Source organism: Parabacteroides sp. HGS0025, assembly GCF_000969845.1.
Taxonomy (GTDB): domain Bacteria; phylum Bacteroidota; class Bacteroidia; order Bacteroidales; family Tannerellaceae; genus Parabacteroides; species Parabacteroides gordonii.
In genome coordinates, this window is the sequence record NZ_KQ033902.1 from 3,767,390 (window position 1) to 3,793,802 (window position 26,413).

The following is a 26,413-nucleotide window of genomic DNA, read 5'->3' on the forward strand; positions in this document are numbered from 1 at the left end:
AATGTATCGTGAAGTACTGAGAAAGGAGAGAATAATAATTTATTTAGTAAAATAGTCTTGCAAACCCGGAGATTTCTTAAATAAATGTCAAAATAGAATTTCCTACGATGTTTATGTTCGCGCTAAATTCAGTTAAAAGAATTTTAGCGGCAGATATTGTTTTTCATAACAGTTTCATTTCTAGCAGTTTTATACCTGCTTTTATGTAAAAATCAATAGCTTTCTTTTAATATTAGTATTTTTTAAAGCACAAAATATCTTTCTGATAGAATTTTATCAATTAATTTTTTTTACTTTTGCACCCAATAGGAATTTCAAGCCATTTGGTAGTATAGGGTATAGAATAATCGTTATTTTTCGCTACCTATTTATTGGCAATGACCCTTATTCCATAAATAAGCGTCAACTTTTAGACTTCCGTTTATTCATCCACTTTTCCACAAAGCCAATGATTTTCAGATTAACACGATCTATCTCCGATTGATCCAGATCACTCAGATAAAATTTTGTTGTTCGTTCAGAAGTATGCCCCAATGCCTGACCGATTACTGCCACCGATGCAGAGTTCTCTTTTGCACACATTGCCCAGGAATGGCGCGCCACATAGGAGGTTAGTTTTACAGGGCTATTCAACAGATTTCCTATTTTACCCAAACGGCGGTTATAGGTTCTCAAAGCCACCTTATAAGTCTCATAAGAAGCATCCACTGATTTCAATATAGGAAACAATAACTCAGACTCCGCTTCTGAATACTTTTCCAGTAAATAACGCATACCCGGAGTGATGGTAACACGTATTTCCGTTTTGGTCTTTATACGATAATAAACCAGTACATTCCCATGCAGATTCTTCCGGGTTAAATGCGCCAGATCCACAAAGGTCATACCACATGCCATAAAACTGAAGAGAAAAAGATCGCGGGCAAAATCCAACCGTTTATTCCCTCCCAAATCCATTTGCATCATTTCCTTTATTACATTTATTCCTACCGAACGTTTATATGATGGCATAGGACGTAAATGAAGTTTCTGAAAAGGATTCTCTTTGGGAGTAACCAAATTCTCTGAAACGGCACTATTATATACACTCCGAAATGCACTGGCGTAATTACTGACTGAGTTATGGCTTAAAGAGATCGATTGCAAATAATCGACAAAGCTGTTTACCAATTGAGTATTTATACGTTTCAGATTCAATTTATCCTTACCGACAAATAAAGATAACTTGTTACGTGTTGCTTTATAAATAGCAGCAGTTCCATTCTTTCCCGATGCACATTTATCTTTTTCAAGATAAACCATATAGCTCAACAAATTTCCATGAGCTATCTTTTCTTTGTTTTGTGTCTTTACCATAAAATCTTATTTTTGAATTAGAAATAAAAAAACAAATATAAGCGATATTTGGTTTCTTCTTACCCGAAAGCTGTTGAAAGACAAAAAGAGAGAATACCTCACGGTATCCTCTCCTAACGCAACGAATGAATTATTAATACTTATACTTAATTCTTCTTACTTCTTGCAATCGCAAGTGGAATAAGCTACTAACATCCAAACTAATTTTTCCTGTTCTTTCAGATAATCGCTCATCAGCGCAACCGTAGCTTCGTCTCCGGCTTCAGAAGCCAGGGAGAGTAGTTTACGTTCTTCAGCGATAAACTGGCCGTAAGTGCTCAGAATATTTTCCAGGGCTTCGTCGCCGCAGGATACGCCTGATACTTCTTTCACTTTTGCCACTTTCAGATATTCGCTGAATTTGTTTACAGGTACACCACCCAACATCAGGATACGTTCTGCCAGTTCGTCCACCTTTTCGGCTGCATCGTTATACATATCTTCAAATTTACTGTGAAGAACGAAGAAACCGTGTCCTTTAATATTCCAGTGGAAACCGCGAAGGTTTGTATAAAACACCTGATAATCGGCTAATAACTGCTGTAATGATTCTACTACTTTGTTTGCTGCTGATGCATCTAAATGCAAATAATCTAATGTTTTCATATTCTTTTGTTTTTTAATTGTTATACGTTTTTGTTTTTCTTGTACTGCAAAGATACAGCAGATATAAACACCTGTCAAACAGATAATTACTATCATAACATAGATAAAATCTATCAACACAGTCTCACCTCGTTTATTACTATTACATAGTTATATAGAGAAAAAGATATACTATACACATCAAAACATATATACATTATTTTTTAAACAAGAAGTAAAGTAATTAGATTTTACATTTCAGCCATCAATCTTTACATTTTCACCGATTTTCAAGGTATATAAAATAAAAAATCATAATCAGAGTTAATCCACACCGTTAACATTTGTAGTCTAAAATAGTTTAATTTACATTTGACTGAGAGAACAATTACCACTAATAGTTTCAAGATGATACGAAAAAACTTTATTTTATTGCTATTACTTCATTTTACTGGGGTACTTTTTGCGCAATTAACTATTTCACCAACAAATTCACCTTCAATACCTGAAGGTAGTAACATTAATCTGGGAAGCCATTTCAGTGCCTCCGGAGGCACGCCTACCAAATGGACTCTAGATGGCAAAGAGATTACTTTAAGCAGTGTTTCCTTATCTTATAAAGACGATGGGAAGTTATTACAATGTATGTCCGCTTCGGATACGAGTAATCTGGTTCCCGTTAAAGTTGTCGGAAAACCGACCGTAACCAGTTTAACAGGAATGCCGACCGGTATTCTGAATGAAGGGGACCCGGTAACATTAACAGTCGCATTCAAGGCTAACGGATCGACAGGGCATACCTACAAATGGTATATCGGTAGTGAAGAGATAGCCGGTCAAACAAGCGCAACATTGAATTATACATTCAAAAAAGCTGATCATGGCAAAACGATCAAGGTCGCTATCAAAGCTGCCGAGTTTACTGAAGCTACCGAAGCATCCGTAGGCGTAACGTTCGATGGGACGATGGTGACGGATAAGAATCCGGCGTTACCGGCTGGTAAGAAAACGGATAATACGATATTCCCGGTAACAGTCGGACAAACGTTTACTGATCCAACTGTTGAATATGACGGACCAACTAATGGAGGAACAAACTTTTTTATAACACAAGATGCTATAACTTACAGCGACGGACAGTCTCATACAGTTAATTACAAAGGGAAAAACTATGTGTGTACTGTTAAAGTGATTGAACCTACTCCCTATGCTTATCTTAGCTCGACAATAACCTCCGCATCACGCGTCACAGGTTCATTTATCGACAATAATAATACACTATTCTTTGACTCCGGTATATATATACCTCAAGAAACAGCCGGCCAGGCACCTTTCTATAAAGACGGCTTAAAAATAATTGGAACCGGAAGTAAAGAAAATCCCTCCATTATCGGACCGAATTACGGGAAATGGGCAGGTTCAAACTATGAAGGACACGTTGTATATCGTATTTTCAACAACATGGTTATTGAAAATATCGTATATGACGGAGGTAATATGAAATTTTACGGTCAAGTATCAAGCGGAGGATCCAATCAAAAAAACAACTATTATTTTATAACTATCGGATCTGCTCCAAACGTTATTTTAAGAGATATAACCTTTAGAAATATCGGAAATTCCAGTATGACTAATGTTCGCTCCGTACTCAATTTGGTAGAAGGAACAGCTGATAGAGATCCTGACAGAAAAAGATATTACATAAATATTCTTTTTGAAAGTGGAAAAACAAGCGGTACTTATGCCCCCATCAATATTAATGCGACCGATGGACATTATTTCAAAGATATTGTTTTCGGAGAAAATTTCGCCAGTACAGGAGCTGACTATATTTCGATTACCGGACAAAACAATCATGCAGTTAGAGAACCGGGATGTAGGAATATTGTTTTTGATGGAAAACTGACCATGCCAACGGGAAAAAGAATACGTATATGGAGATACACAAGCCGGGGTATTTCTTTTCCGGAAGAGTACAAATATCTGGAACTAAAAACAACCTCTACCGGATACAGCAGTACTTTGGATTATACCTATGATATGTATGTCCATAGAGATATAACATCTCCATCTTCCAGCAAAGCTTATCTGGATGTATCCAACAGTTCATACATTGTATTCAATTCGTTGAATGCATCGACGTTTAATACACTTTACACTTTACACACCAGTACATCAAGCCCTGTAAGTGCGATATGTACGTTACCCGAACCTAATCTGGTCAGGCTAATAAGCAATAGCAGTAATACTGTCGGAAACTTCACAATTCCGTCTTATTTCGGAAAAAAGCAAACCAATATAGTGACTGTAAATTCATTAGCAGATCCATTAACACAGGTTAGTGAAACAGGGCTAATACCTTTTAGCGGCACCGCAATCGGTTTGCCGACTACCGATCCGGAATATATCAAACTACATAACATCGACTTTTCAGAAGAATACTCTATTTATGATGCGATCAAGGACGATGGAAACAATGTGGCCAACTCCCGTTACGGAAGCTTCTATAATTGTAAGTTCAAAGCTCCAAAGCCCGGTGATCCGCTGACAGTAGAAGGAGATGTTGAAAAACTTCAATGGTCGGTATCCAAAACGACCAATGAATCGTATGAATACAACGATGTAGAAAATAATTCCACCACTTCAGTAATGGTGGGAACGCCTGTTTATGTGCAGATCAGGCCTGTCAATCTTAATAATATCGATTACGACACGTGGTCAATCGAATATGCGGCCACGCCTGCGGATTACCACTATCCGGTGGATGCCCCAATCGCTAAAACGGTGCGCTACGACTTCAACAAGGGAGACGCCCACACGCTGGAGGGTACCTATTATTATAATGTCACCAAGTTGATCCTCTACAAAGCAGGTGCCGAAGTAGCCACCTACCTGTACCGTAACGCAAGCTGCACGCATAAGGTCATCATCGAGGACAACCCCGTCAAACCGGTTCCCGCCCTGCAATGGTCGGTTTCGACCGTCACCTACGAGCAGCCCTACTTCAAAGATGTGAACGACCAGGCGACCACTTCCGTGAATTACGGAACCCCCGTCTTCGTCCAGATCCGCCCGGTAGGACACGAAGGCCTCAACTTCGAACGCTGGGATGTTGAATACACCGTGACCCCGGCAGAGCACTATTACGGCATGAACCCGACGCTCAAAACCGAACGTCACAACTTCAACAACCGGGAAGCGCATACCGAAATCGGGACTTACATATATACTGTCACCAAACTGACGCTGTATGACCTCTACGGCAACCAGGTGGTCGAAACATACGACTACGCTACTTCCCCGTACCGTCACACCATCATTATCAAAGACGGTGAAGGCCCCGGCCCGGGCCCCGGAGGAGGCCTGCAATGGTCTGTCTCCACAACTTCGAACCAACTCGAAGATTTCCGCGACGTGGACAACCTGACCACGACGGCGGTGAACAAAGGCACGCCCGTCTACGTCCAGATCCGTCCGGTAGGTTTCAGCAACGTCACCTACGACCGCTGGGAGATCGAGTACACGGCCACGCCCGCCGACTACCATTATCCGCTGGATGAGGCCGTTGCCAAGACCGAACGCTACACCTTCAACAAAGGGGAAGCCCACACGCTCGTAGGCACTTACGTCTACACCGTCTACAAGCTGACCCTTTACAACGGTGAAAGCATCGCCACCGAGCACTACTATACCGAGCCGGCCTACGTCCACACCGTCATTATCCGCGACGGCGGCCTGATCGGCCTGGGCGACATCGCCCCGTATTGCGGGACGGAAAGCGAGTTCCGTATCCCCATCCAGTTGCTCGACCCGGACAATATCCTCGAATACGCCGTCCGCTTCTCCGATGAAGCGCAGCAGGCCGGCTTCAGGGATACGGACTACAAGGACGTGACGGCGAACTACCTGACCGTCCCCGTCAGCAACATCATCGCCAAAGGCATCTACTCCGGCAGCGTTTACGTACGTAAGAAGAGCGATCCGGGACTGGTGGAAGTGCATCCTTTCGAGATCGAAGTGCTGCAAACCACCACGATCACCAAGCAGCCGCAGTCGGTGAAAGTCTGCGACGGCGACAACTTCGTGCTGAAAGTGGAAGCCATCGGCATCAACCTCAGCTACCAGTGGTTCTTCAACGAGGAAGCCATCCCGGGAGCAACGGCCGACACCTACGAGGCACCGCTGACCCCGCAGAACGAAGGCATCTACTACGTCGACGTCTACGGTGACTGCGGACTGGAAACCAGCCGCAAGGTAACCGTCGCCAAGAACGGCCTGCGCATCCAGATCAAATGGAACGACTTCATGTACATCACCAACCCGGACAACGAATATGTCCGCTTCCAGTGGTACAAAGACGGTCAGATGATCGAAAAGCATGCCAACTCGATCTACTATTCCGTGCCTGAAGGCCTGCTGGGAACTTACTGGATCCGCGCCTTCCGTGCCGACGAGACCTATATAGACAGTTGCCCGATCACGTTCGAGACGCTGACCCAGTTCCCCGTCACCCGCGTCTTCCCGGCTATGGTGAGCAAGAGCACCCCGATCACGGTGCAGACGGGAACGCCCGGCGACGCACCCGGATCGGCCGTCGTGGAGGTGTACAACCTCAACGGCCAGCTTGTCAACCGCCAGGAGATGAACACCTGGGAGACAACGATCCCGACCGACATGGCTTCAGGCAGTTACATCGTGAAGGTAACGACCGAAGAAGGCAAGACAACAACCCATAAAATCATCATCAAATAAACGAATCCAAATATGACACACATGATATCCAACATAAGAAGCATCGTATTATCGCTGGCTGCCGGCTGCCTTGTAACGACCGTTTCCGCGCAGCAGGGAACGGGCAGCCGCGAACGCAGCCAGTACGGCGACCGCCGCCAACAGCCGCGTGAGTACCGCGAGTCGGAGCAGGACACCACGAAAAGGAAGACTTCCTACCTCACCGTTTCGGGCGGGGTGGGCTCCTCTTCCTTCCGTTACGACCTGAATTACCAGATTGAAGGTTTCCAGGAAAAAGGCAACCGTAACAGCAAGTTGGGCTACGAGATCGATATCCGTTACAGTTACTTCTTCAACCCGCACTGGGGCTTCGCAACGGGGGTAGGTATCTCCCGTTACGCCACCGTAGGCAAGTTGAAAGGTGATATGTCGGACGACAAGTACATGAAACTGGGCAACATGATCGACGACGACGATTTCTCCGGCCACCCGCGCGAGTTTGAACTGCGTGCCCGCCTGAAAAACCTGGAAGAGAAACAGACCGCTTTCCTGCTCGATATCCCCCTGATGGCCATGTACCAGACACGCTTCGGCGAGGAAGAAAAATGGGGCATGTACGCCGGCCTGGGCGTCAAGCTCCAGATACCCGTGCAGACGAAATACAAGGTGCAGGGCAATCCGGCCAGCGAACTGAACATATCGGGTTACTACCCGCATATCCCTTCGGACGTGGGTTCGCCATCGGAATCGCCTGTCCCTCACCACGGCTTCGGCACGATCAGCGACCCCGGCCGGGAGCTGGGCTGGAAGGGCAAGAACAAATTGAAACTGGGTGTGGCGGGAACAGCCGAACTGGGCTTCCTCGTCGCCCTGGGTGAAGACACCGACCTGCTTTTGGGCGGGTATATCGACTACGGGTTCACGGACATGAAAAAGAAAAAAGACCAGGGCCTTTTATCCTCTCCGGCTTCATACCATCCGGAAGGAAACAAAACCGTTGGCCAGGGAATACCTTACAATGGCATGCTTAACTCAAATATTACTGATAAAGTCAAGGTAATGTCCTTTGGCGTAAAGCTAGGAGTTAGGTTTAAACTAAATTAAAACTACTAGTATAAATCCTTTAAAGAGAAAGGGGAGGGCCGTGAGGTTCTCCCCTTTTTGACTATTCCACCGCCCACTCAAAAAGACCGGCTGAATTTTTCTCCGGTTGAACCACTTCCAACTTGACGGCAGAAGTTTTTACCGGAGTGAAACGAACGGTATTAGGTTCTCCTTTGGCAATGCCATAAGAAGAAGTGTTCGCTACGGGTTGCCAGTTACCGGAAGCGTCTTTATAATAGATTTTCCAGCTTTGCGGGATACGGCAACCTCCCCAGGGAGCATCGTCATACCAGTAGATAGTGGTGCTGGAAATTTCTTCCGGCTGTTCAAACTCATAAGCGATCCATTCGGTTGTTCCTTCCTGTGGCCACCAATGATAATAAGGAGCCGTACGGTCATTTTCATCCTTTGGGGTCAAGCCGTCGTTGATGGCTGAGATTGATTTTGCCATGTGGGAAGCTGTGATCTTTGCTTTGGAAGCGATCGTTGGTGGCATTACCGGACGGGTGGCACTCACGTCCTGTGGCAGCCAGACAGCCATTTCACCGGTACCACGATGTGCCCAGGCATAATAAGGGATCAGAGTCAAAGTGACATCTTTAGTCACCAGACGGCCGGTTTCGTCGTAACCCAGGGTTTGCGCCTGTGTTTTCAGTTCGTCGATACCATATAGCAGTTCCGGTTTACGTTCTACGGTAAATTCCGGCTTACGATTCATAAAGACACTCAGTACGCTGAAGTCATTATCCGGCCATTCGGCGCAATATACAAGCGGGCCACGTTCCACAGAGATCTTTCCACGGTCGGCTTCCACCTTTGAATTGGCTTTTACCGTACGTGGTTCCATATCGAAATGAACATCTACGACATCCCCTTTTTTCCATTGACGGTCAATAGAAAAATATCCTTTATCAAGTTTGCTTTCAACCGGTTCTCCGTTTACTTTCACTGCATAAGCTAATTGCTTATTGTCGGTGAATGTATATAGGTTACTTGGGACAACTTCTCCCTGTACCCAACCAGGAATACGGATTTTCAGAGTGAAATCCTGTTTGCCTTTCGGAGTCACAGCCACACGGATATCACCGTTCCAGGGATATTCGGTAGTCTGCGCCAACGTTACTTTCTTTCCCTCTACATTCAGTTCTGACGTATTACTCATAAACAGATTGACATATACATCCTTATTATGTACCGCATAAACATATCCGGGTAAAGACGGAATAAAACGGCAGATATTAGACGGACAGCAAGCACAACCGAACCAGGGCTGACGTTGATGCTGGCCGATAGACTCCAACGGGTTCGGATAGAAGAAACCGCCACCGTCCAGAGAGACACCGGAGATCAGCCCGTTATATAACGAACGTTCCAGTACATCGTAATACTTCGATTCTCCATGCAGGAGAAACAAACGATAGTTCCAATAAACATTACCGATCGCAGCACAGGTTTCACAATAAGCTGACATATTGGGTAATTCATAATTTTCCCCGAATGCCTCACCATTACTTGTGGCACCGATACCTCCGGTAACATACAATTTCTTCGTTACCACATTATCCCATATCTTATCGATAGCATGTACATATCCGGTATCACCGGTCAGGGCTGCGACATCCGCCATGCCTGAATACATATAAGCCGCACGAACGGCATGGCCAACTGCCTCATCCTGTTCCAGAACAGGTTTATGAGCCTGGCTGTACGCATCCGTACGGGAAGTATAACCACGTTTATCGAGAAAGAATTTAGCCAGGTCGAGATATTTCTGTTGACCGGTTACAAGATATAGTTTAGCTAGCGCCATCTCTGCGATCTGATGGCCGGGAACGCGAACGAGCTGTCCGGGCTTATCCCCTATCTCCCGTTCCACACAATCGGCATACTTAATGGCGATGTTAAGGAAGTTCTTTTTTCCGGTGGCCTGATAATGAGCGATGGCGCCCTCTATCATATGTCCTAAATTATAAAATTCATGGCTCAGGTCTTCTACCTTTTCCCAGCGTTTGCTTCCGGCCCATTCATGCGGATTCTCCGGATTCATGGTACGAGAAGTATACAGATACCCGTCGGGTTCCTGTGCGGCAGCGACTATCGTCAGTACGCTATCGATATATTTAGCCAGTTTCTTGTCCGGATAAGTCTGCATGGAATAGCTGGCACCTTCAATCGTTTTATAGACATCGGTATCATCAAAAGCAAGACCACCCACCTTATACTCGCTACTGGGATGAGCAGCTTTACAGAAATTTTCATAACGGCCGGTTTCTTCACATTTGCTGAATGCCAGGGGTATTGTCACTTCACGACTGGCTTTCAGGCGTTGTCCCCAAAAGCTGTCGGTTACTTTTACAGAAGTGAATGGTACGGGAGTGATCGGATACCCTCCGTCATGTGTCTGCGCACTTCCGGCCAGGCATATACCGGTTAGTGCTATTACCAGAATACTTTTCATGTTATTAGTCATTAAGTGTATATCATTATACTTATTTATTCGTGGTGTAAAAGTAACACCTTATCAATAAATGAGTGTATCATCGGACATGTTATTAAGCAGATATCTAAAGATTTAATGCAGGCATTGACCTCCCGTCAAGCCTGCATTTTTCTCAAATCAAATACTTAATCTACAAAAAGTGTATAACAGTCTATGATGTTTTAGTTAACTTTCCATTCGATAACACCGCCTGATTCGCCTTTCTGCAGGTTGATCACCAGTTTCAGGCCGGAAGTGGTCACCGGTTCAAAATCGACTGAGTTGTAACAGTCTTTCTTGCAGCCGTATTCGCCTTTGGCTTTTACGTCTTTCCAGGTGTTTCCTTCCTTATATTGTACTTTCCAGTTGGCCGGAACACGGTAGTTACCATCGTAATGGTCGAACTCGAGCCAGTAGACTTCGACATTCTTCACTGTTTCCGGTTGGTCGAATACATATTCGATCGCTTCTTCCGAACCTGTTTTCAACCAGAAATAATGATAGGGTTTCGACATATCGTCCGAACTCTTCGGATCCCACTGATCATTCACACCGTAGCACCATTCACGACGTTCGATTGGCAAGCCGTCTTTCTGGATCGGCGCACTGACAATAGTAAATGATTTCGCACGGGAGGCGATACTCGGCTCCGGAGTTGGCTTGGCATAAGCGGCGGATGCAGGGATCCAGACAGCCATTTCAGCATTCCCCCGGTTATTCCAGGTTGAATAAGGGATCAATCTGACCGGAACATCTTTCTCTCCAACCGTTCCGTCTGCATTACGATCCAGTTCTTTAGCAGTTCCTTCGAGTTCTACGATTCCATTCAGTTTATCTTCCACATATTTATAAGAGAAAGAGTTATTATCCGGAATATACTTATTAAACACATGTTTGTCAGGCATATCCACCCCTTCAAGACAGTAAACAACCGGGCCGCGTTCAATAGCCAACAAACCTTCATCCGCTTTTACTTTCTCATGTGCTTTGACACGGCGTACATCCATCGGCAAAGTCAGCTCGACAATATCCCCTGCATTCCACTGGCGGTCGATAGCTATATATCCCTCGTAAGCTTTACTTTTAACGGCTTTTCCATTTACAGAAACAGTATATTTATCTGCTTCCTGTGAAGTAAAAGTGTACAGGTCGCTTCCTGTGACAGGTTCGTTTTCCGCCCATCCCGGGATACGCAATTTTAATGCGAAGTCGACTGGTTTCTGAGGAGTAACGGTCAGTTTCACTTTCCCTTCCCACGGATATTCTGTAGCCTGATCCAGTTCGATCTCATTTTCTCCGAGTTTGACAGCACTATTGCTGGCAATATACAAGTTTACGAAAACACTGTTTTCCTGTGTTGCATACATATACATTGGAACAGAAGCCATAAAACGGGTTACATTACCCGGACAACAGGCACAACCGAACCAGGGAGCACGTTCGTGCTGTCCCATAGACTCCAGCGGATTATCGTAGAAAAATTTATCTCCGCTTAGAGAGACACCGGAGATCACACCATTATACAAGGCGCGTTCCAATACATCCACGTATTTAGCATCACCGGTTGCCAAGAACATACGTTGGTTCCAGTAAACATTCGCGATAGAGGCGCATGTTTCGCAATAGGCACTGTGATTATGTAATTCATATTCCGGCCCGAAGCCTTCGCCCTGCGCTCTTGAACCGATACCGCCGGTGATATACAGTTTCTTCGTTGCCATATTGTCCCAGATACGGCAGATGGCATTGAAGTAAGCAGAATCTTTTGTCAATGCAGCCACATCGGCCACACCGGAATAAAGATAACCGGCACGTACGGCATGTCCGACAATCTCCTCCTGTTGCAGGATAGGCATGTGATCCTGACTGTATGCATTCAGGCGATGACCATCGGTTCCACGTCCTGTTTCTTCCACGAAGTAGCGAGCCATATCCAGATATTTCTGATCGCCTGTCACTTTATACATCTTTGCCAGTCCCATTTCTACAATAGGATGCCCCGACGGCACATGTTTTTGTCCTTCTTTCGGGCCAAAGACTTCGCAAACCAGATCGGCATTTTTTATGGCAACGTCCAGTAACGAGCGTTTACCCGTAGCCCGGAAATGGGCAACTGCGGCTTCATATAAATGTCCGCAATTATAGAGTTCATGGCTATTCAGTTTCTCCCAGCGTTCTTTTCCCCACCAGCGCGATAATCTTTCGCATTTATTGGTTACACAGGTAGTCAGGTAGCCATCCGGTTCCTGGGCGGCACCGATCAACGTGATAACACTATCCAGATAGGCATCCAACTGCGGATCATATTTAACGGCCAATGAATAAGAGGCCCCTTCTATAATCTTGTACGGATCGGTATCATCGAAAGGAAAATCTCCTTTATGTTCTCCTTTGATAAGTCCGCCGGCTAAGGCGAAATTATCGAAACGTCCGTTCAATTCGCATTGTTTGAATGCAGACGGGATAGAGACTGTCCGGTTCACTTCGATACGGGGAGCCCAAAAATTATCTGTCAGATGAACTTCGGTAAACGGAACTTCAACGATCGGTTCATTCGACGTATATCGATCCGGATTAGACTGGCACGCGAACAAACCTACTACGGAGACTGATGCAAATAAAAGTTTTTTCAGCATAGTGTGAATATTTTGTTTTATACTACTTAATCGAAAATTACAAATGCAAATAAAGAGAATAAGAAGCGCTTTATATAGAAATATTGTCCATTAGAATAACAGATTAGACTATTCTACCATTATTACGGACTAATAATACACTCTTATCGCTTTTTCAGGGAAATGGCAATACCGCCGCCTGGGGCCATCAACAACTTCAACCGGGTTTGTGAAGTAACAACCTGTTCTTCCTTTTTATAGTCGGCAGCCTGCTTTGCCGCATTTGCCCCATCTTTAAAAATTGTAGCCGTATAGTCACCGCTATCAAGAAAAGAAAGATCCAGTATCACCTCGCGAGGCTCCCAGTTTGTCATTCCACCGATATACCAATCTGTCCCTGCACGGCGGGCCGATACGATATATTCTCCCATTTTTCCCTGAAGAATACGTGTCTCGTCTATTCCCGTATTGGGAATACTAACGATAAAGTCGGTACATTCCTGTTCCTTCCGGTAGATGGTGGGGTTATCGGCCAGCATAGTCAGCGGTGAATCGTGCACAATATAGGCAGCCAGCTGATGGCAGCGTGTTCCCTGGCTCATCGGGTTATAGTAAATATCTTTGAAATCTTTCTTTGAGGCATTCCTCATCGCTCCCGGCGTATAATCGACTGGGCCGGCCATCATACGGATATAAGGCATGATCACATCATATTGCATCATATCTTTTTCAACCGTACTCCATTTCATTTCTTCCATACCGAACACACTTTCGAAGTTGATTATATTCGGGAAAGTACGGTTAAGTCCTGTCGGTTTATAGATGCCGTGCAAATCCAATGTCAACTTATGTTTTGCTGTCGCTTCGGCAATCCGGTAAACCATATCTACTGCTGTCTGATCATCCCTGTCAAGGAAATCGACCTTGAAGCCGCTGATACCAAGTTCTGCGTATTTTTTGCAGGCAGCTTCCAGTTGTTCATCGAGTACATTAAAAACAGTCCACAAAATAATATCTACATTTTTACTTTTAGCATAATGAACGAGTTTGGGCAAATCCAGTTCCGGTATAACCGTCAGCATATCACCGGATTTCGGATCGTACCATCCTTCATCCAGTACAATAAACTCAATCCCGTTCTCAGCCGCAAAGTCAATATAATATTTATATGTATCCATATTGATACCAGCCTTAAAATCCACGCCATAAATTCCCCAGTCGTTCCACCAGTCCCAGGCTACCTTTCCCCCTTTTACCCATGAATAATCTCCGATACGATTCGGGGAAGCCAAAGCATACACCAAATTATTCAAAGGCATCTGTGTATCATTTTCAGATACGGCAAGAATACGCCAGGGGAAGCTGCGTGTACCTTCCGATTTCGCTATATAATCATTGCGTTCGACCACATAACTCATGTGCCGCCACGGGTGATAATCCATACGAGAGGGATAAGAGGCAAACTCTCCTTTCAAAGAGGTCGTTTTGCCATCTCCTTTTACAAACATTCCGGGATAAGTTTCCAGATCGGATTCCGTTATTGTCAGTTTGACTCCGTTGGCATAATCTACCGTCACAGGAAGAAAGGCTACATTTTCCGTATCAAAAGAGGTTAGTGGTGCTTTTACATAAAGATTCTGGAAAGCCATAGCGTATGGATCCTTATTCTTTGCTGCCGTGGAATAAGCCATATAGGTTGTATAGTCTTGATCGAAATTAAATTCAGCCAACTCATTTTTCAGGATAAATGGCTCCTTGAAGGATGTATTAAAGCGATATGCAACACCATCGTTATATGCACGAAAAGTGACACTATACTTTCCTTTGAATGAAAGGTTTATCTCATTATAATCCGTAATAAATGAGGGCACACGATAAAACGGAGAATGTACCTTTTCCGAAACTGTCTTGATTTTCTTCGAAGCAACCTGTGGATCCTGTCCTAGTACATGATCCTCCAATATTAAAGCAATTGAACTTTTATTCAGTAGTTGTTGTCCAGCAAAGTTAAGGGAGTAAGTAATTTGTTTATCTACATTGATCGTTGTGACCAGTTTTCCATCCGGTGATTTTAATATATAATCTTTCCCGTATGCAAAGGCTCCCATACAACACATTAAAAACACAGATACAATTTTAAAACTTTTCATGTCAATGTATAATTAGAATTTGGAATAAAAAAGGGAGATGCCCGATAAACAAGCGATATAAAACTCAGACATCTCCCGAACAATTAAAAGAAAATTCGTATTGATTACTCTATATCGGTACCCGAAATTTTAATTTTATAGGGCCATTGAGCATCGACTTCAGTAGATGAATTCATCCAGTGTTCTGTCGGAGCTCCCATTACAACCAACCACAAGTACGATAATTTTACATCGGAAGGAGTTGTAAAGGAAATCTGCCCTTCCGCATCACGGCCAACGGTTCCCAAAACGGATTTCCCTTCAGTCGTAACACCTACAAAACCATAACGCCAACCGGCTTTATCCGCATTAATCATGTTATAGCCTGTAGCTTCTGACAAGCCTTTGAAATAGACTTCTACAACCTGTCCTGCTTCCGGTACCTTAAGTTTAATAGCATTAAATCCGTAATTCTCCGGACATGCCTCCTTTACAACCTGTAACCAACCGCTTCCATCCTCTTTCAGATTTGCTTTAAAGGGGGCAAACGAGTTGGCCCATTGTCGGGTAAGATCATAGACACGGTCGTAATCGAGATTGACCAAATGCAGATAAACATCCATCATTTCATCATTAAACTGCTCCTGTGTCATTTCATTCATCCTTTTATAGGTAATGACAGGATCTTCACCTTTCAATCCCTGTCGGAACATCTCTGCGATAATCGGCAACCCATGTTTAACACCCCAATATTCCAGCACGTAAGGAGAATGATAAATATTATCAACATGAAGGAATGCTTTATGTGTCAACTCCTTGAAAGCAACCCAGTGATAGTTTTCATCCTTCATCCAATCTGGATTTACCTGCCAAAGCATCCACTGAGACGCCATTTCATAAATACCGTTTCCTCCCCAGGCTTCGCCTTGTCCGTCGGCAATGATCTGTAACTGAAAGCTATGACCGAGTTCGTGAGCGACGGCATTCAGTTTTTCGTCTTGTAACCGGTTAGGTGCTGCCCAGAATGCTCCGATCTTATTATCGTAAGTACCGCCATAGGCTGTTCCTTCCAATGAATACATGATCATGACCATCATCCGGTATTTTTCACTCAGAGAACCCGGTTTGACGAATTGCAGTTCATCACGAAAATAGGTATAGAATGTTTCCAGCTTCTTTTTAAGGTTGTCAAGATCGACTTTCATCGACTTTCCTTCCAATTCCGGAGGGTTCGCCAGGTTTTCTCCAAAACCTTTTTGCCAGTAAATAACCAGATTATCGGTATAATCCATCCGGTTATAACTGTAATCGCAAGTATCCGACCACCAATTCTGCCCGGAAAATTCTTCGGGACGATAGAGTTCTTTACCTTCAGGCAGTTTCCCGGTTTCACCGGAACCACCTTCTTCGCTATCTTTACTGCACGACGAACAGGCGGCAAATAATAATAAGGCGGCAACCGGAATGCATTTCAAATATGTTTTCATTCTCATTTTCTTTATACTATTTATTCATACGGGAGCAGATCAATGAGTGGAGCTTTTTCATATTCTTCGCGCATAACCGGCATCCAATAATTCTTCTCTCCGTTAAAAGTCATAGTGCGGATCGGGTCAGGATTTCTCACATACAACTTCGAACCATTTGCATATTTATAAATTGTCATGCTATATCGCGGATGTGAATACACTTCCTCCAGTTTTTTCCAGCGACGCAGATCAAACCAACGCTGCCCTTCAAAAAGCAACTCCATCTGACGTTCATATTCATATTCCGCACGAATGTCTTTACCTGTTGCTGGAGGTAATAAAGCACGCTCACGGACTAAATTGATATACTTTAAAGCTTCCGTATTATTACCCAGTTCAATCTGACATTCCGCATAATTTAAATAAACCTCAGCCAAACGAAATACAAACCAGGGGGTTGAATTCGATAATGTTCCACTCGTATCAAAATTCGGATCCAAGAATTTACGCATACTAAAGCCTGTTATTGTAGCATTCCAGTAAGAAGGGCCGCCACGACTGTCCAGACCGGCAACAACGCCATCCTCTCCAGGCATAAAATACTCAACTTCACGCTTATCGGCACCATAGCCCCATTCATCTCCATCAACCAAAATATTTGCTTTCAAGCGAATATCCCGGTTATCCCACGGATATTCATCTTCTGCTTCAATTTTATATTCAGTACCATCAGCACATTGGAAACGATCGACTATTTCCAATGTCGGTTGCATCGTACCCCAACCACCATAACCACTACCCGTACCACAAGGTGACTGATGCAGGAATGAATTATTAGTTTCAGATACTTTCGACTGCGTATCATACAATTTTTCAAAAATTACTTCAGGGTTGTTCTGATCCAGGAACAAATCGGCATAATCATCCGATCCGGAAACCGATTTCAGATTGTATACTCCCAGATCGATCACAGCTTTATTGGCATCTGCCGCTTTTTGCCATTTATCTGTAGAAGGAGTTCCGAACAACGGACTTGCCATATATAATAAAGTGCGTCCTTTCAAGGCCAACGCAGCCCCTTTGGTTGCACGTCCCAGGTCATCTCCCGAACTATAAATGGCAGGTAATAACATAGCTGCACTATCGCATTGTGAAACAATATAGTTACCAACATCATCCAGATCAGCACGTGTCTCCGTAAATTCCGAATTCAATTCATGCGTATTACTAATCAAAACAACACGTCCGTATAAACTATATAACATATGATAGAAATAAGCACGGAGAAAATATCCCTGTCCCTTTAACTGATCTTTCCATTCTTCATTTTCTTCCGTTTCAGCAGGGACATCATCAATATGCTCCATGAAATAGTTCACATCCTTAATTGCGAGGTAATAAAATTCCCACATCCGATACTTACTTGCATCATAACCGATTGCAAAATACGGGTAGTCAGTTCCTAATGTACCATCCAACGCATGTTCCGTCCAATAAGAATGCATCTGGTGAACCTCGTCTGTCAAACTGGCAAACCGGCTTCCACAAGAGTTTTCAGCCACTATTTTAATATAGCTGTTATTTATATATGTTTCAGCTAATGCCAAATCGTTCCATACAGATTCATCCGTAAATGAGTCCGTCGGTGATACATCCAATACATCACAAGAGGATATCCCGAAAAGCGCAGTTATTAATGCGACACTGCATATATATTTTTTCATTTTCATAATCTCTAATTAATTAAAAGGTTACATTGACTCCAAAATTGATTGTCCGTTGCAACGGATAACCCAAAATACCACCGGAAGAAACCAAATAGCCATCGTCGTTATAATAACTTGCCGCTTCCGGATCCGAAACCTTAATGTGATCTAATGTAAACAGATTATTTGCATTCAGATAAACACGTGCCCGTTCAATACCTACGTTCTGTAAAAGAGTCTTAGGTAACGTATATCCTATTTCAATTGATTTTAAACGCAGGAATGCAGCATTCCTCAGCCACCAGGTAGAAGATACTCCGTTGACATCATCCATATAACCCGAGTCATTGATACAAGCACGTGGCCAGCGGGCTGCGGCATTTTCCTCTGCGCTATTGGTTGCAATCCAACGTCCTTCATAAAAATCTGTCAACATATTCATGGTCGGTGTAATCAACTGATGAGCCATAGCTTGTCCCTGGAAAAAGACATTCACATCCAGTCCTTTCCAACCTCCGTTTAAAGTGAAACCATAAATAATTTTAGGTACAGCAGAATAATTATCATAATATCTCATATCATCTGCTGTTATCTGACCATCATTATTAAAATCTTCATACTGCAAATCGCCAACCTGAGTTCCTGCCAAATGAGGGGAATTATCGATCTGTTCCTGTGTCTGGTAGATACCCAATGCATTGTAGAGCTCCAATCCTCCGTAAGCACGGCCTGTCACCCTCCGCCATTCGACTTTATTTGTTGCTTCATCGGAGTAAACCACTTCATTTTTAGCAAATGTAAAGTTTCCGGTTACCCCCCAGGAAAATTCATCATTTCGATCCTGATAAGAAGCAATGAACTCAATACCTTTATTATTCATCTTACCTATATTTTCAGCCGGCAATTTCAATCCGGAATACAATGGGATAGACGCATTACGGGTAATCAAAATATCACTACGTTTAGAAAAGAAATAATCTACATCCAAACTAAACTTACCATTTAAGAATTGAGAAGAGAAACCTAAGTTAGTAGTACGTGCCGTTTCCCAGGTAACCAGAGGGTTCGCAGTACGGGAAAGATACAGACCTTTATTTTGTGAACCGAACTGTATACTACTTTCATTAAATAAATACTGGGATAGATATTGGAAAGCCGTAATATCATCATTACCCATTTTACCCCAGGAACCTTTCAGTTTGAAGAAATTGACAGTCGGTTTTAAATTTTCCCAAAAGGCTTCTTCCGACATGACCCATCCCGCAGAGAAACCGGGAAATAATCCCCAACGATGCCCTGGTGCAAAGTTCATGGAGCCATCGTAACGCAGCGTTACTTCTGCCAGATATTTATCCTTATAGCCATAGTTGACACGTCCGAAAATATTCTGACGGGCTGTCTTTGTGGAATAACCGCTGTTGGACTGGTCTTCCGGATCATCGCTACCGGCATTGATTTCAGGTATTTCTGTCGAAAGGTAGTTCGTACGATAAGCCCCCAAACTGCTAAAATCATACTTACTTTGTTCGTAAGCGACAAAAGCATCTACTTTATGATCCTCATTGAATGTACGGCTATACCCTAAACGGGCATTCAATGTTATACGGGTAGAATTGTCAGACCATTGATTTACACTGATCGCTCCGGTTTGATCACGCTGATTTTCATATTCTCCCCATACACCTTCATTTTCCCGTCCGGAAGAAACATATTTGTACACGTCATACGGATGGTTAAGTGTCTTACCATTACGGAACATAAAGTCCATAGCTGCATACCCTTCAAAATACAAGCCCTTCGTGATAAAATCCATATCGACACGTATGATAGGCTTTAGATTCAGATAATTGTATGTATATTTAGTTTCACCCGGATCTTTCGTTACCATGACAGCCGGGTTTGTCGATGCATATTCCATGCCGACCAGCGGATACTGACCATCAGGAGAATAAGCTCCGTAAATCGGCTTGCACTTCATCAGGAAATCAAATAAGTAGTTTGTCGAGAACACGCCGCGTGTACGTTTTTCCTGACGCCCCTGAATATCTAATCCGACTTTTATATATTTACCGACCTTTGCATCGATATTGGAAGTTAACTGATACTGGCCGTAATCCTGAGCAGCCTTCTTATAGATAGCATCCTGCCACATATACTGAGCAGAAGTATAAAAAGAAATTTTATCATTACCACCGTTCACCGACACACTGTGTTCCGTTTGCGTAGCCCAGTTTTTAGATACCGTATCCCACCAGTTCGTACTCGGATACTGATAGGGGTTTTCGCCATTCTGTGCCCAATTTATTTGATTTTCCTTGAAAGTAGTTTCCAGTCCGTGACCTGTCTGGTACTCATTAACATAGGTCATATACTGATAAGAGTTCAACATTTCCGGAACCCGTGTAGGCTGTGAAAAACCTACACGTCCGCTATAAGAGAGAGTGGTCTTTCCTTCTTTACCACGTTTGGTTGTAACCAGGATAACACCGTTCGCGGCACGTGAACCATAAATAGCAGCAGAAGCATCTTTCAAAATAGAAATCGATTCGATATCTTCCGCATTCAAACGGCTGAAACTACGATCGGCAATACCGTCAACTACAATCAGTGGGCTGGTACTGCCAAATGTTCCTTGACCACGGATCTGAATAGTCGCTCCATCTTCTCCCGGTTCACCAGAACGAGTGTTAGCAATTACACCAGCTGTTTTACCAGCCAGGGTATTACTCAAGTTGACAGCCGCCACCTTCTTTAATTCTTCACCGCCGACAGAAGATATAGAACCGGTCAATGTCGCCTTTTTTTGTGTTCCGTATCCGACTACCACCACTTCATCCAAACCTATATTACTTTCTGATAAGACCACATTGAATACGGTTTTATTTCCAACTGTAATTTCCTGTGGTTGCATACCTATATATGAAACTACCAAAACGGCACCCGACGGTACTTCCAATTCGAACTTACCATCAATATCAGTTACCGTACCTATTGTTGTACCCTTTACCTGTACAGCTGCCCCCGGCACTGAGATACCTTGCTGATCGTTGACAGTTCCGGTTATCTTCCTGTCTTGTTGTACAATATCCACAACTGGTATACGATCATTCATCAGATGTGACACATCTGATGTTGTAGCACGTGCTACAACAAATACCGGAGATAGGCCTAACAGTCCTATTGCCAGCAACATTGTCCTGTTCTTACTTAAGCAATTAATGCTCTCCACAGGATACAAATTCTTCAATTTGTTTTCTTTTACTTTTTTCATACTAATAGATTATTAGATTTATAATCCGTTTGCTATATACAAAGGAAAAGGATATGTAACATTTATTATAAAAGAATCAAACAATACGATCACAAAATAGTCCAATTCGGCCATCTTTACTCGCAAGACATCAAGCATTAATAATCAAACGATTCAAACCAACACTTGAATTATTTTTCTATTTATATGGATAAAAATTACATTTCACAAAGACCCTTAAATAAATGATTGATTCTAATACCCCGGATTCTGTTTCAAATTCGTATTTGTATTCAGATCATCCAAGTGGATCGGGAACAAAATAGCATGATTACCGACCGGTTTATGATTGAACCAACTCTTTGTCTGGAATGTACCGAAGCGGATCATATCTGTGCGACGTCTGGCTTCTGCGGCGAACTCCCATCCCCACTCATCGTACAAACCGCCTAATTCGACAGGAGTACGATCTCCCGGATCTGTGATATTGCCGTTTTCATCCAGGATACCATATTGGATCTTCGTATCTGCTTTCAGCTCTTCCACTGTTACACGGGCTTTCTCCGGATTATTCTTAAAACTACGTTCACGGATCTGAGTGACCAGATTGGCAGCCTCTTGTTCGTCCTGTCCCAGTCGAAGCAAACATTCCGCTTTCATTAATAAGACTTCTGCATAGCGGAAGTAAGGAAAGTCATTACTCAGAGCAGACTTAGCGCCATAGGCAATCTCATACTTCCCTACACGATAACCATCGTATGCTTCCGATTTATATAAACTAGGTAGTTTATTGGTATATTCAAAGATGGTTTCACCGGCTGAATTTTTCTGCGGCCCTTGTAACCAGGTATCCTGCATACGCTGGTCGTCAGGATCATAACTATTAATGAACTGAGGGTTGGCTCCGCTGCCATTCCAGGGTTGAGCCAACATATCGTATACCTGATTACTTTCCGAAGCTAACCACTTCATATGCATTCCGAACACCGGGCCATTATTGGTTCCCATATTAAAGATAGCATCATAAGGGATGGCAAAGATGGCTTCGCCGCTATTTTCATTATCCGTCTTGAAGTTATCTTTATAATTATCTTCCAGAACAAATTTGTTGGATTCAATGATCTTATTACATTGTTCCAAAGCCTTGTCCCACGCCGGAGTACCGGTATATACTTCCGCATTCAGATACATACGGGCTAACAGACAACGAGCTCCCCACTGGGTCAGACGTCCATAAGTAGACTTATTCACATCCTCTGACAAGGTCGGCAGCACTTCCGTCAACTCTTTGATAATAAAATCAAATACCTCCTTCCGGGTAGATTGTTTTGGAATATCCGTCGAAAAACTGGTTTGTATAGGAACATTCCCATGAGAGTCGCAAAGAATTGCATACCACAAAGCACGGATTGCCCTGACTTCAGCAACTATCGCATCCTTCCGCTCCGGGACAAAGAAACCTTCATCTGCTCTAAACAGTATCTTATTTGCATTATTAATTCCGTTAAAACAATTCTCCCAGGTAGTTTGCGGTTGCCCCTGCTGATTAGTCCAGGTATGCAGATGCATCCTTTTATAGACACCACCGTCATCCCAACCGTTCGGACGGGTGGGTGTGACAATCACATCACCCGATTCTTCCTGTAAATCAAAATATCCATACCAATCCATAATAAAACGGAGAGGCGTATAAGCGGTTGCCAATACAGGCACTTCATCTTCTGTTGAAGGGACATAGACATCTTCTGTAATTTCAGAATAAGTTTCTTCATCCAGATTAAAACAACCATTCAAGGTTAACATGGAACCTAAGCAAAGGGCATATATGCCATATTTATATCTTTTCATGATCAAATGCATTTTGTGTGATTAGAATGTTACGTTAACACCGAAAGTATAGCTTCTCACGGTTGGATATTTATCGCGGTTATCCGTACCTGCATCGAGCAGACCGTAATCGTTTGAGCTCAACGGTACTTCAGGGTCTATGCCTTTATAACCGGTAATAGTTGCCAGGTTCAATACAGAAGCGTAAATTCTCAGGTTCTTGATGATGTTTTGTTTGCCCAGATTGAATGTATAACCTAATGTAACATTGTCGATCTTCCAGTAATTACCATTCTCTATATAATGGCTGACATAACGCTGGTCATCTTTAACCGGGCTCTTTCCATATACCGGATCGAAGGCTGAATTCAGGCGGTTGTACTGGATGGACGGCTTGGCATTTTCATAATACATACGCTGATAGTTCAATATCTCGAAACCAAATGCACCACGCATATTGATACCCAGGTCGAAACCTTTATAATTGATCGTATTGTTCCAGTTCAGATAATGTTTGGGAATACCGTTTCCTAATACCTGCCAGCTGTTTGCATCGGTTTCGTCGGCTCTCATCGGTTCCCATTTTTGAGTTTCATTGTTGAAGCCTTCGACAATCCATAAGCCATCGTCTGTGATATCGATCGATTTCAAACCATAGAATGTTCCTACGGGCAAACCGACCTTTACAATATGCGAAGTAGTCTGTATGGGTTCTCCTACATATCCGGTATAAAAATAATCATTCGTCATCTGGAACTTATCGTTTTGGATAGACACCACTTTATTGTTATTGGTGGAATAAGACACATTTGTACTCCATTGAAAATCTTTTGTCTGAACCGGAGTAGCATGTACCAACATTTCAAAACCGTTATTTTTCAATTCTCCGGCGTTAGCCAATATCGTTCCGTACAAATAAGGAGGAACAGGTACGCTATAATCCCAGACTGCATCTTTCGTAATACGGGTATAATAATCTAACGTTCCACCCAAACGTCCCCCCAAAACATCCCAGTCTAAACCGACATTATATTCCAGCTTTTTTTCCCAGCGAAGATCCGTGTTATTATTACGAACGGTAATCAGTGCTTTCTTCCAAGTTCCGTTATATAAAAAAGAACCTTGATAGTTTATACTACTGATAGAAGTATAAGGATCAGCAACATTGATACCTGTAACACCGAAACCGGCTCTTAATTTCAGATTATCCAGCCAGGTATAATTTTTCATAAATTTTTCCTTATTGACTCTCCAGCCGACAGAAACACCCGGGAAATTACCCCATTTATGATCGGCACCGAATTTAGAAGAACCTTCGCGACGGATCGAGAACATAAACAAATAACGATCGTCATAATTATATCCCACACGGGCAAACAGGCCAATCAATTTATCGGAATCTTTATAGCTCGACATCGTCGCTTCACCTCTTTGCAGGGCGGCTCCTGCTTCCATTTTATTATAAGAATAAATATCGGAAGGGAAGTCATAGTTGTCGATCGCCATATTCGAATTGGTATTATCTTCGTAGTTATATCCAACCAATGCATTCAGATTATGTTTACCAAATGATTTCTGATAATTGGCAGTAAGTTCGGCCAGATTATTTGAAAAATCGGAGTCTTTACGATAGGCATATCCGTTTTTACCATTCTTTGTATTGGAGACATGCTTTTTGGTTTGGTAATAGCCATCCATAGTGGTGGTACTTCTACGGGCATACATGGCTTTTAATGTCAATCCTTCTACAGGACGATAAGTCAGGCTACCGGTAAAGCGGGTATTCTTACGTTTCATTTCACCGATAGTTTCTTTTACATAACTTACCGGGTTATCATAAAAATACAGGGTACGTTCAAACCAACTTCCGTCTTCATTCTTTACAGGTTCTGTCGGGTTATGGATCAAAGCCTGGCGATATGCATAATTATTCCAGCTACGCGGCATTGTATGTTCACTCAAAACAGCAGATACATTTGCTGTAATCTTATTATCGAACATCGAATGATTGATATCGAAACGGCCGGTCAACGATTCGAAATCCGTGTTGATAAATGTACCCTGACGGTTACGGTAGTTCAAGGATGCAGTATAATTTGTTTGTTTACTACCACCACGTAAAGAGAGATTATGCACATGGCTGACTGCGGTACGGGTAATTTCATCTAACCAATCAGTATCATACCCGAAGTCTTCATTATTAGCACCAGTAAACTCATATCCTTCCGACCATTTCTGGCGCAAATCGCTTGCCGACATGAAATCAGGTTTTCTTAATGTATTAGAGACTGAGATATATCCCGAATAATCGATCGTAGGAGGCATTTCCTTTTGGCTGGTTTTCGTTGTGATGATAATTACACCGTTCGTTCCACGAGTACCGTAGATAGCAGTAGCAGAACCATCTTTCAGGACATCTATAGATTCAATATCCTCCGGTGCCACCGTATTCAGGCTACCGGGAACACCGTCTATCAGAACAAGAGGAGATGTTCCCCCTTTCAAAGAAGAAATACCACGCAACATGATCTGGGTACTTCCGGTCGGGTCACCCGAAGGCATCGATATATTCAGACCAGCAACTTTTCCCTGAACCAGTTGCCCGGCATCGAGAACAGCCCCCTTCACAAAACTTTCTGATTTTACACTGGAAATAGCACTGGTCACATCCCCTTTCTTCTGTGTTCCATAACCAATAACTACCACTTCATCTACCAGTTGTGAGTCTTCCATCAACTTCACAGTGACAGACTTTTGATTACCGACAGCCAGCTCCTGACTCTGGAAACCGACGTAAGAAAATTGTAAGATTGCTTTCGTATCAGATACAGTGAGCGTGAACTTTCCGTCCATATCACTCATAGTTCCGTTCATGGTTCCTTTCTCAACCACATTTACTCCCGGTAATTCCATACCTGAAGCATCCTTGATCACTCCGGTAATCGTTGTACCCTTTTGCTGTGAAACTTCCAATAAACTGTTTTCTGTATTGGCAAACAGTTGATGGCTTCCGGCATTCGCACTTAGTAAAAGACAAGCAGATAATAAGAACTTGCTGTAGCCTTGATTGTGGAATCTTTTTCTCATATCATTATATATTAGTAGGTTGTTAACATTGAACAG

At 43.1% G+C, this 26,413-nt stretch carries 12 protein-coding genes; 2 read left to right on the forward strand and 10 right to left on the reverse strand.

The features are described 5' to 3' along the window. Positions 1–402: 402 nt before the first annotated feature. Both HMPREF1212_RS14740 and HMPREF1212_RS14745 read right to left on the reverse strand, forming a co-directional pair. A complete protein-coding gene (locus tag HMPREF1212_RS14740) occupies positions 403–1,356 on the reverse strand; it encodes a site-specific integrase (RefSeq protein WP_046149874.1) in 954 nt (317 codons plus the stop codon). Between the two features lie 156 nt (positions 1,357–1,512). After that, positions 1,513–2,001 carry a Dps family protein gene (locus HMPREF1212_RS14745; protein ID WP_028727945.1) on the reverse strand — a complete coding sequence of 163 codons (489 nt, stop codon included), beginning with the start codon at positions 1,999–2,001 and terminating at the stop codon, positions 1,513–1,515. A gap of 387 nt (positions 2,002–2,388) precedes the next feature. Between HMPREF1212_RS14745 and HMPREF1212_RS26710 the strand changes: the two genes are divergently transcribed. Together HMPREF1212_RS26710 and HMPREF1212_RS14755 are read left to right on the forward strand one after the other, a co-directional pair. Next, the gene (locus HMPREF1212_RS26710; protein ID WP_082099891.1) at positions 2,389–6,732 is read left to right on the forward strand and encodes a T9SS type A sorting domain-containing protein; all 4,344 of its coding nucleotides are present in this window, start codon (positions 2,389–2,391) and stop codon (positions 6,730–6,732) included. Positions 6,733–6,744: 12 nt separating this feature from the next. Then, positions 6,745–7,815, forward strand: coding sequence for an outer membrane beta-barrel protein (locus HMPREF1212_RS14755; RefSeq protein WP_046149875.1), 1,071 nt, complete (start codon positions 6,745–6,747; stop codon positions 7,813–7,815). Between the two features lie 61 nt (positions 7,816–7,876). On the opposite strand, the gene HMPREF1212_RS14760 is transcribed toward HMPREF1212_RS14755, so the two are convergent. From HMPREF1212_RS14760 to HMPREF1212_RS14795, 8 genes are all read right to left on the reverse strand, one after another. Further along, positions 7,877–10,273 carry a glycoside hydrolase family 127 protein gene (locus HMPREF1212_RS14760; protein ID WP_046149876.1) on the reverse strand — a complete coding sequence of 799 codons (2,397 nt, stop codon included), beginning with the start codon at positions 10,271–10,273 and terminating at the stop codon, positions 7,877–7,879. A 203-nt stretch (positions 10,274–10,476) separates the two neighbouring features. After that, positions 10,477–12,930, reverse strand: coding sequence for a glycoside hydrolase family 127 protein (locus tag HMPREF1212_RS14765; protein ID WP_046149877.1), 2,454 nt, complete (start codon positions 12,928–12,930; stop codon positions 10,477–10,479). Between the two features lie 143 nt (positions 12,931–13,073). After that, complete coding sequence (locus HMPREF1212_RS14770) at positions 13,074–15,059, reverse strand: glycoside hydrolase family 97 protein (RefSeq protein ID WP_046149878.1); 1,986 nt, start codon at positions 15,057–15,059, stop codon at positions 13,074–13,076. 104 nt (positions 15,060–15,163) lie between these two features. Continuing rightward, positions 15,164–16,525, reverse strand: a complete 1,362-nt coding sequence (locus HMPREF1212_RS14775) for a DUF6055 domain-containing protein (protein ID WP_028730504.1) — start codon at positions 16,523–16,525, stop codon at positions 15,164–15,166. 20 nt (positions 16,526–16,545) lie between these two features. Then, positions 16,546–18,237: a RagB/SusD family nutrient uptake outer membrane protein gene (locus HMPREF1212_RS14780; RefSeq protein WP_232430106.1), complete on the reverse strand. Its 1,692-nt coding sequence runs from the start codon at positions 18,235–18,237 to the stop codon at positions 16,546–16,548. A 13-nt stretch (positions 18,238–18,250) separates the two neighbouring features. Next, a complete protein-coding gene (locus HMPREF1212_RS14785) occupies positions 18,251–21,406 on the reverse strand; it encodes a SusC/RagA family TonB-linked outer membrane protein (RefSeq protein ID WP_082099926.1) in 3,156 nt (1,051 codons plus the stop codon). Positions 21,407–21,718: 312 nt separating this feature from the next. After that, complete coding sequence (locus HMPREF1212_RS14790; RefSeq protein WP_028730501.1) at positions 21,719–23,311, reverse strand: RagB/SusD family nutrient uptake outer membrane protein; 1,593 nt, start codon at positions 23,309–23,311, stop codon at positions 21,719–21,721. A gap of 21 nt (positions 23,312–23,332) precedes the next feature. Continuing rightward, complete coding sequence (locus HMPREF1212_RS14795; RefSeq protein WP_046150416.1) at positions 23,333–26,377, reverse strand: SusC/RagA family TonB-linked outer membrane protein; 3,045 nt, start codon at positions 26,375–26,377, stop codon at positions 23,333–23,335. Positions 26,378–26,413: the final 36 nt, after the last annotated feature.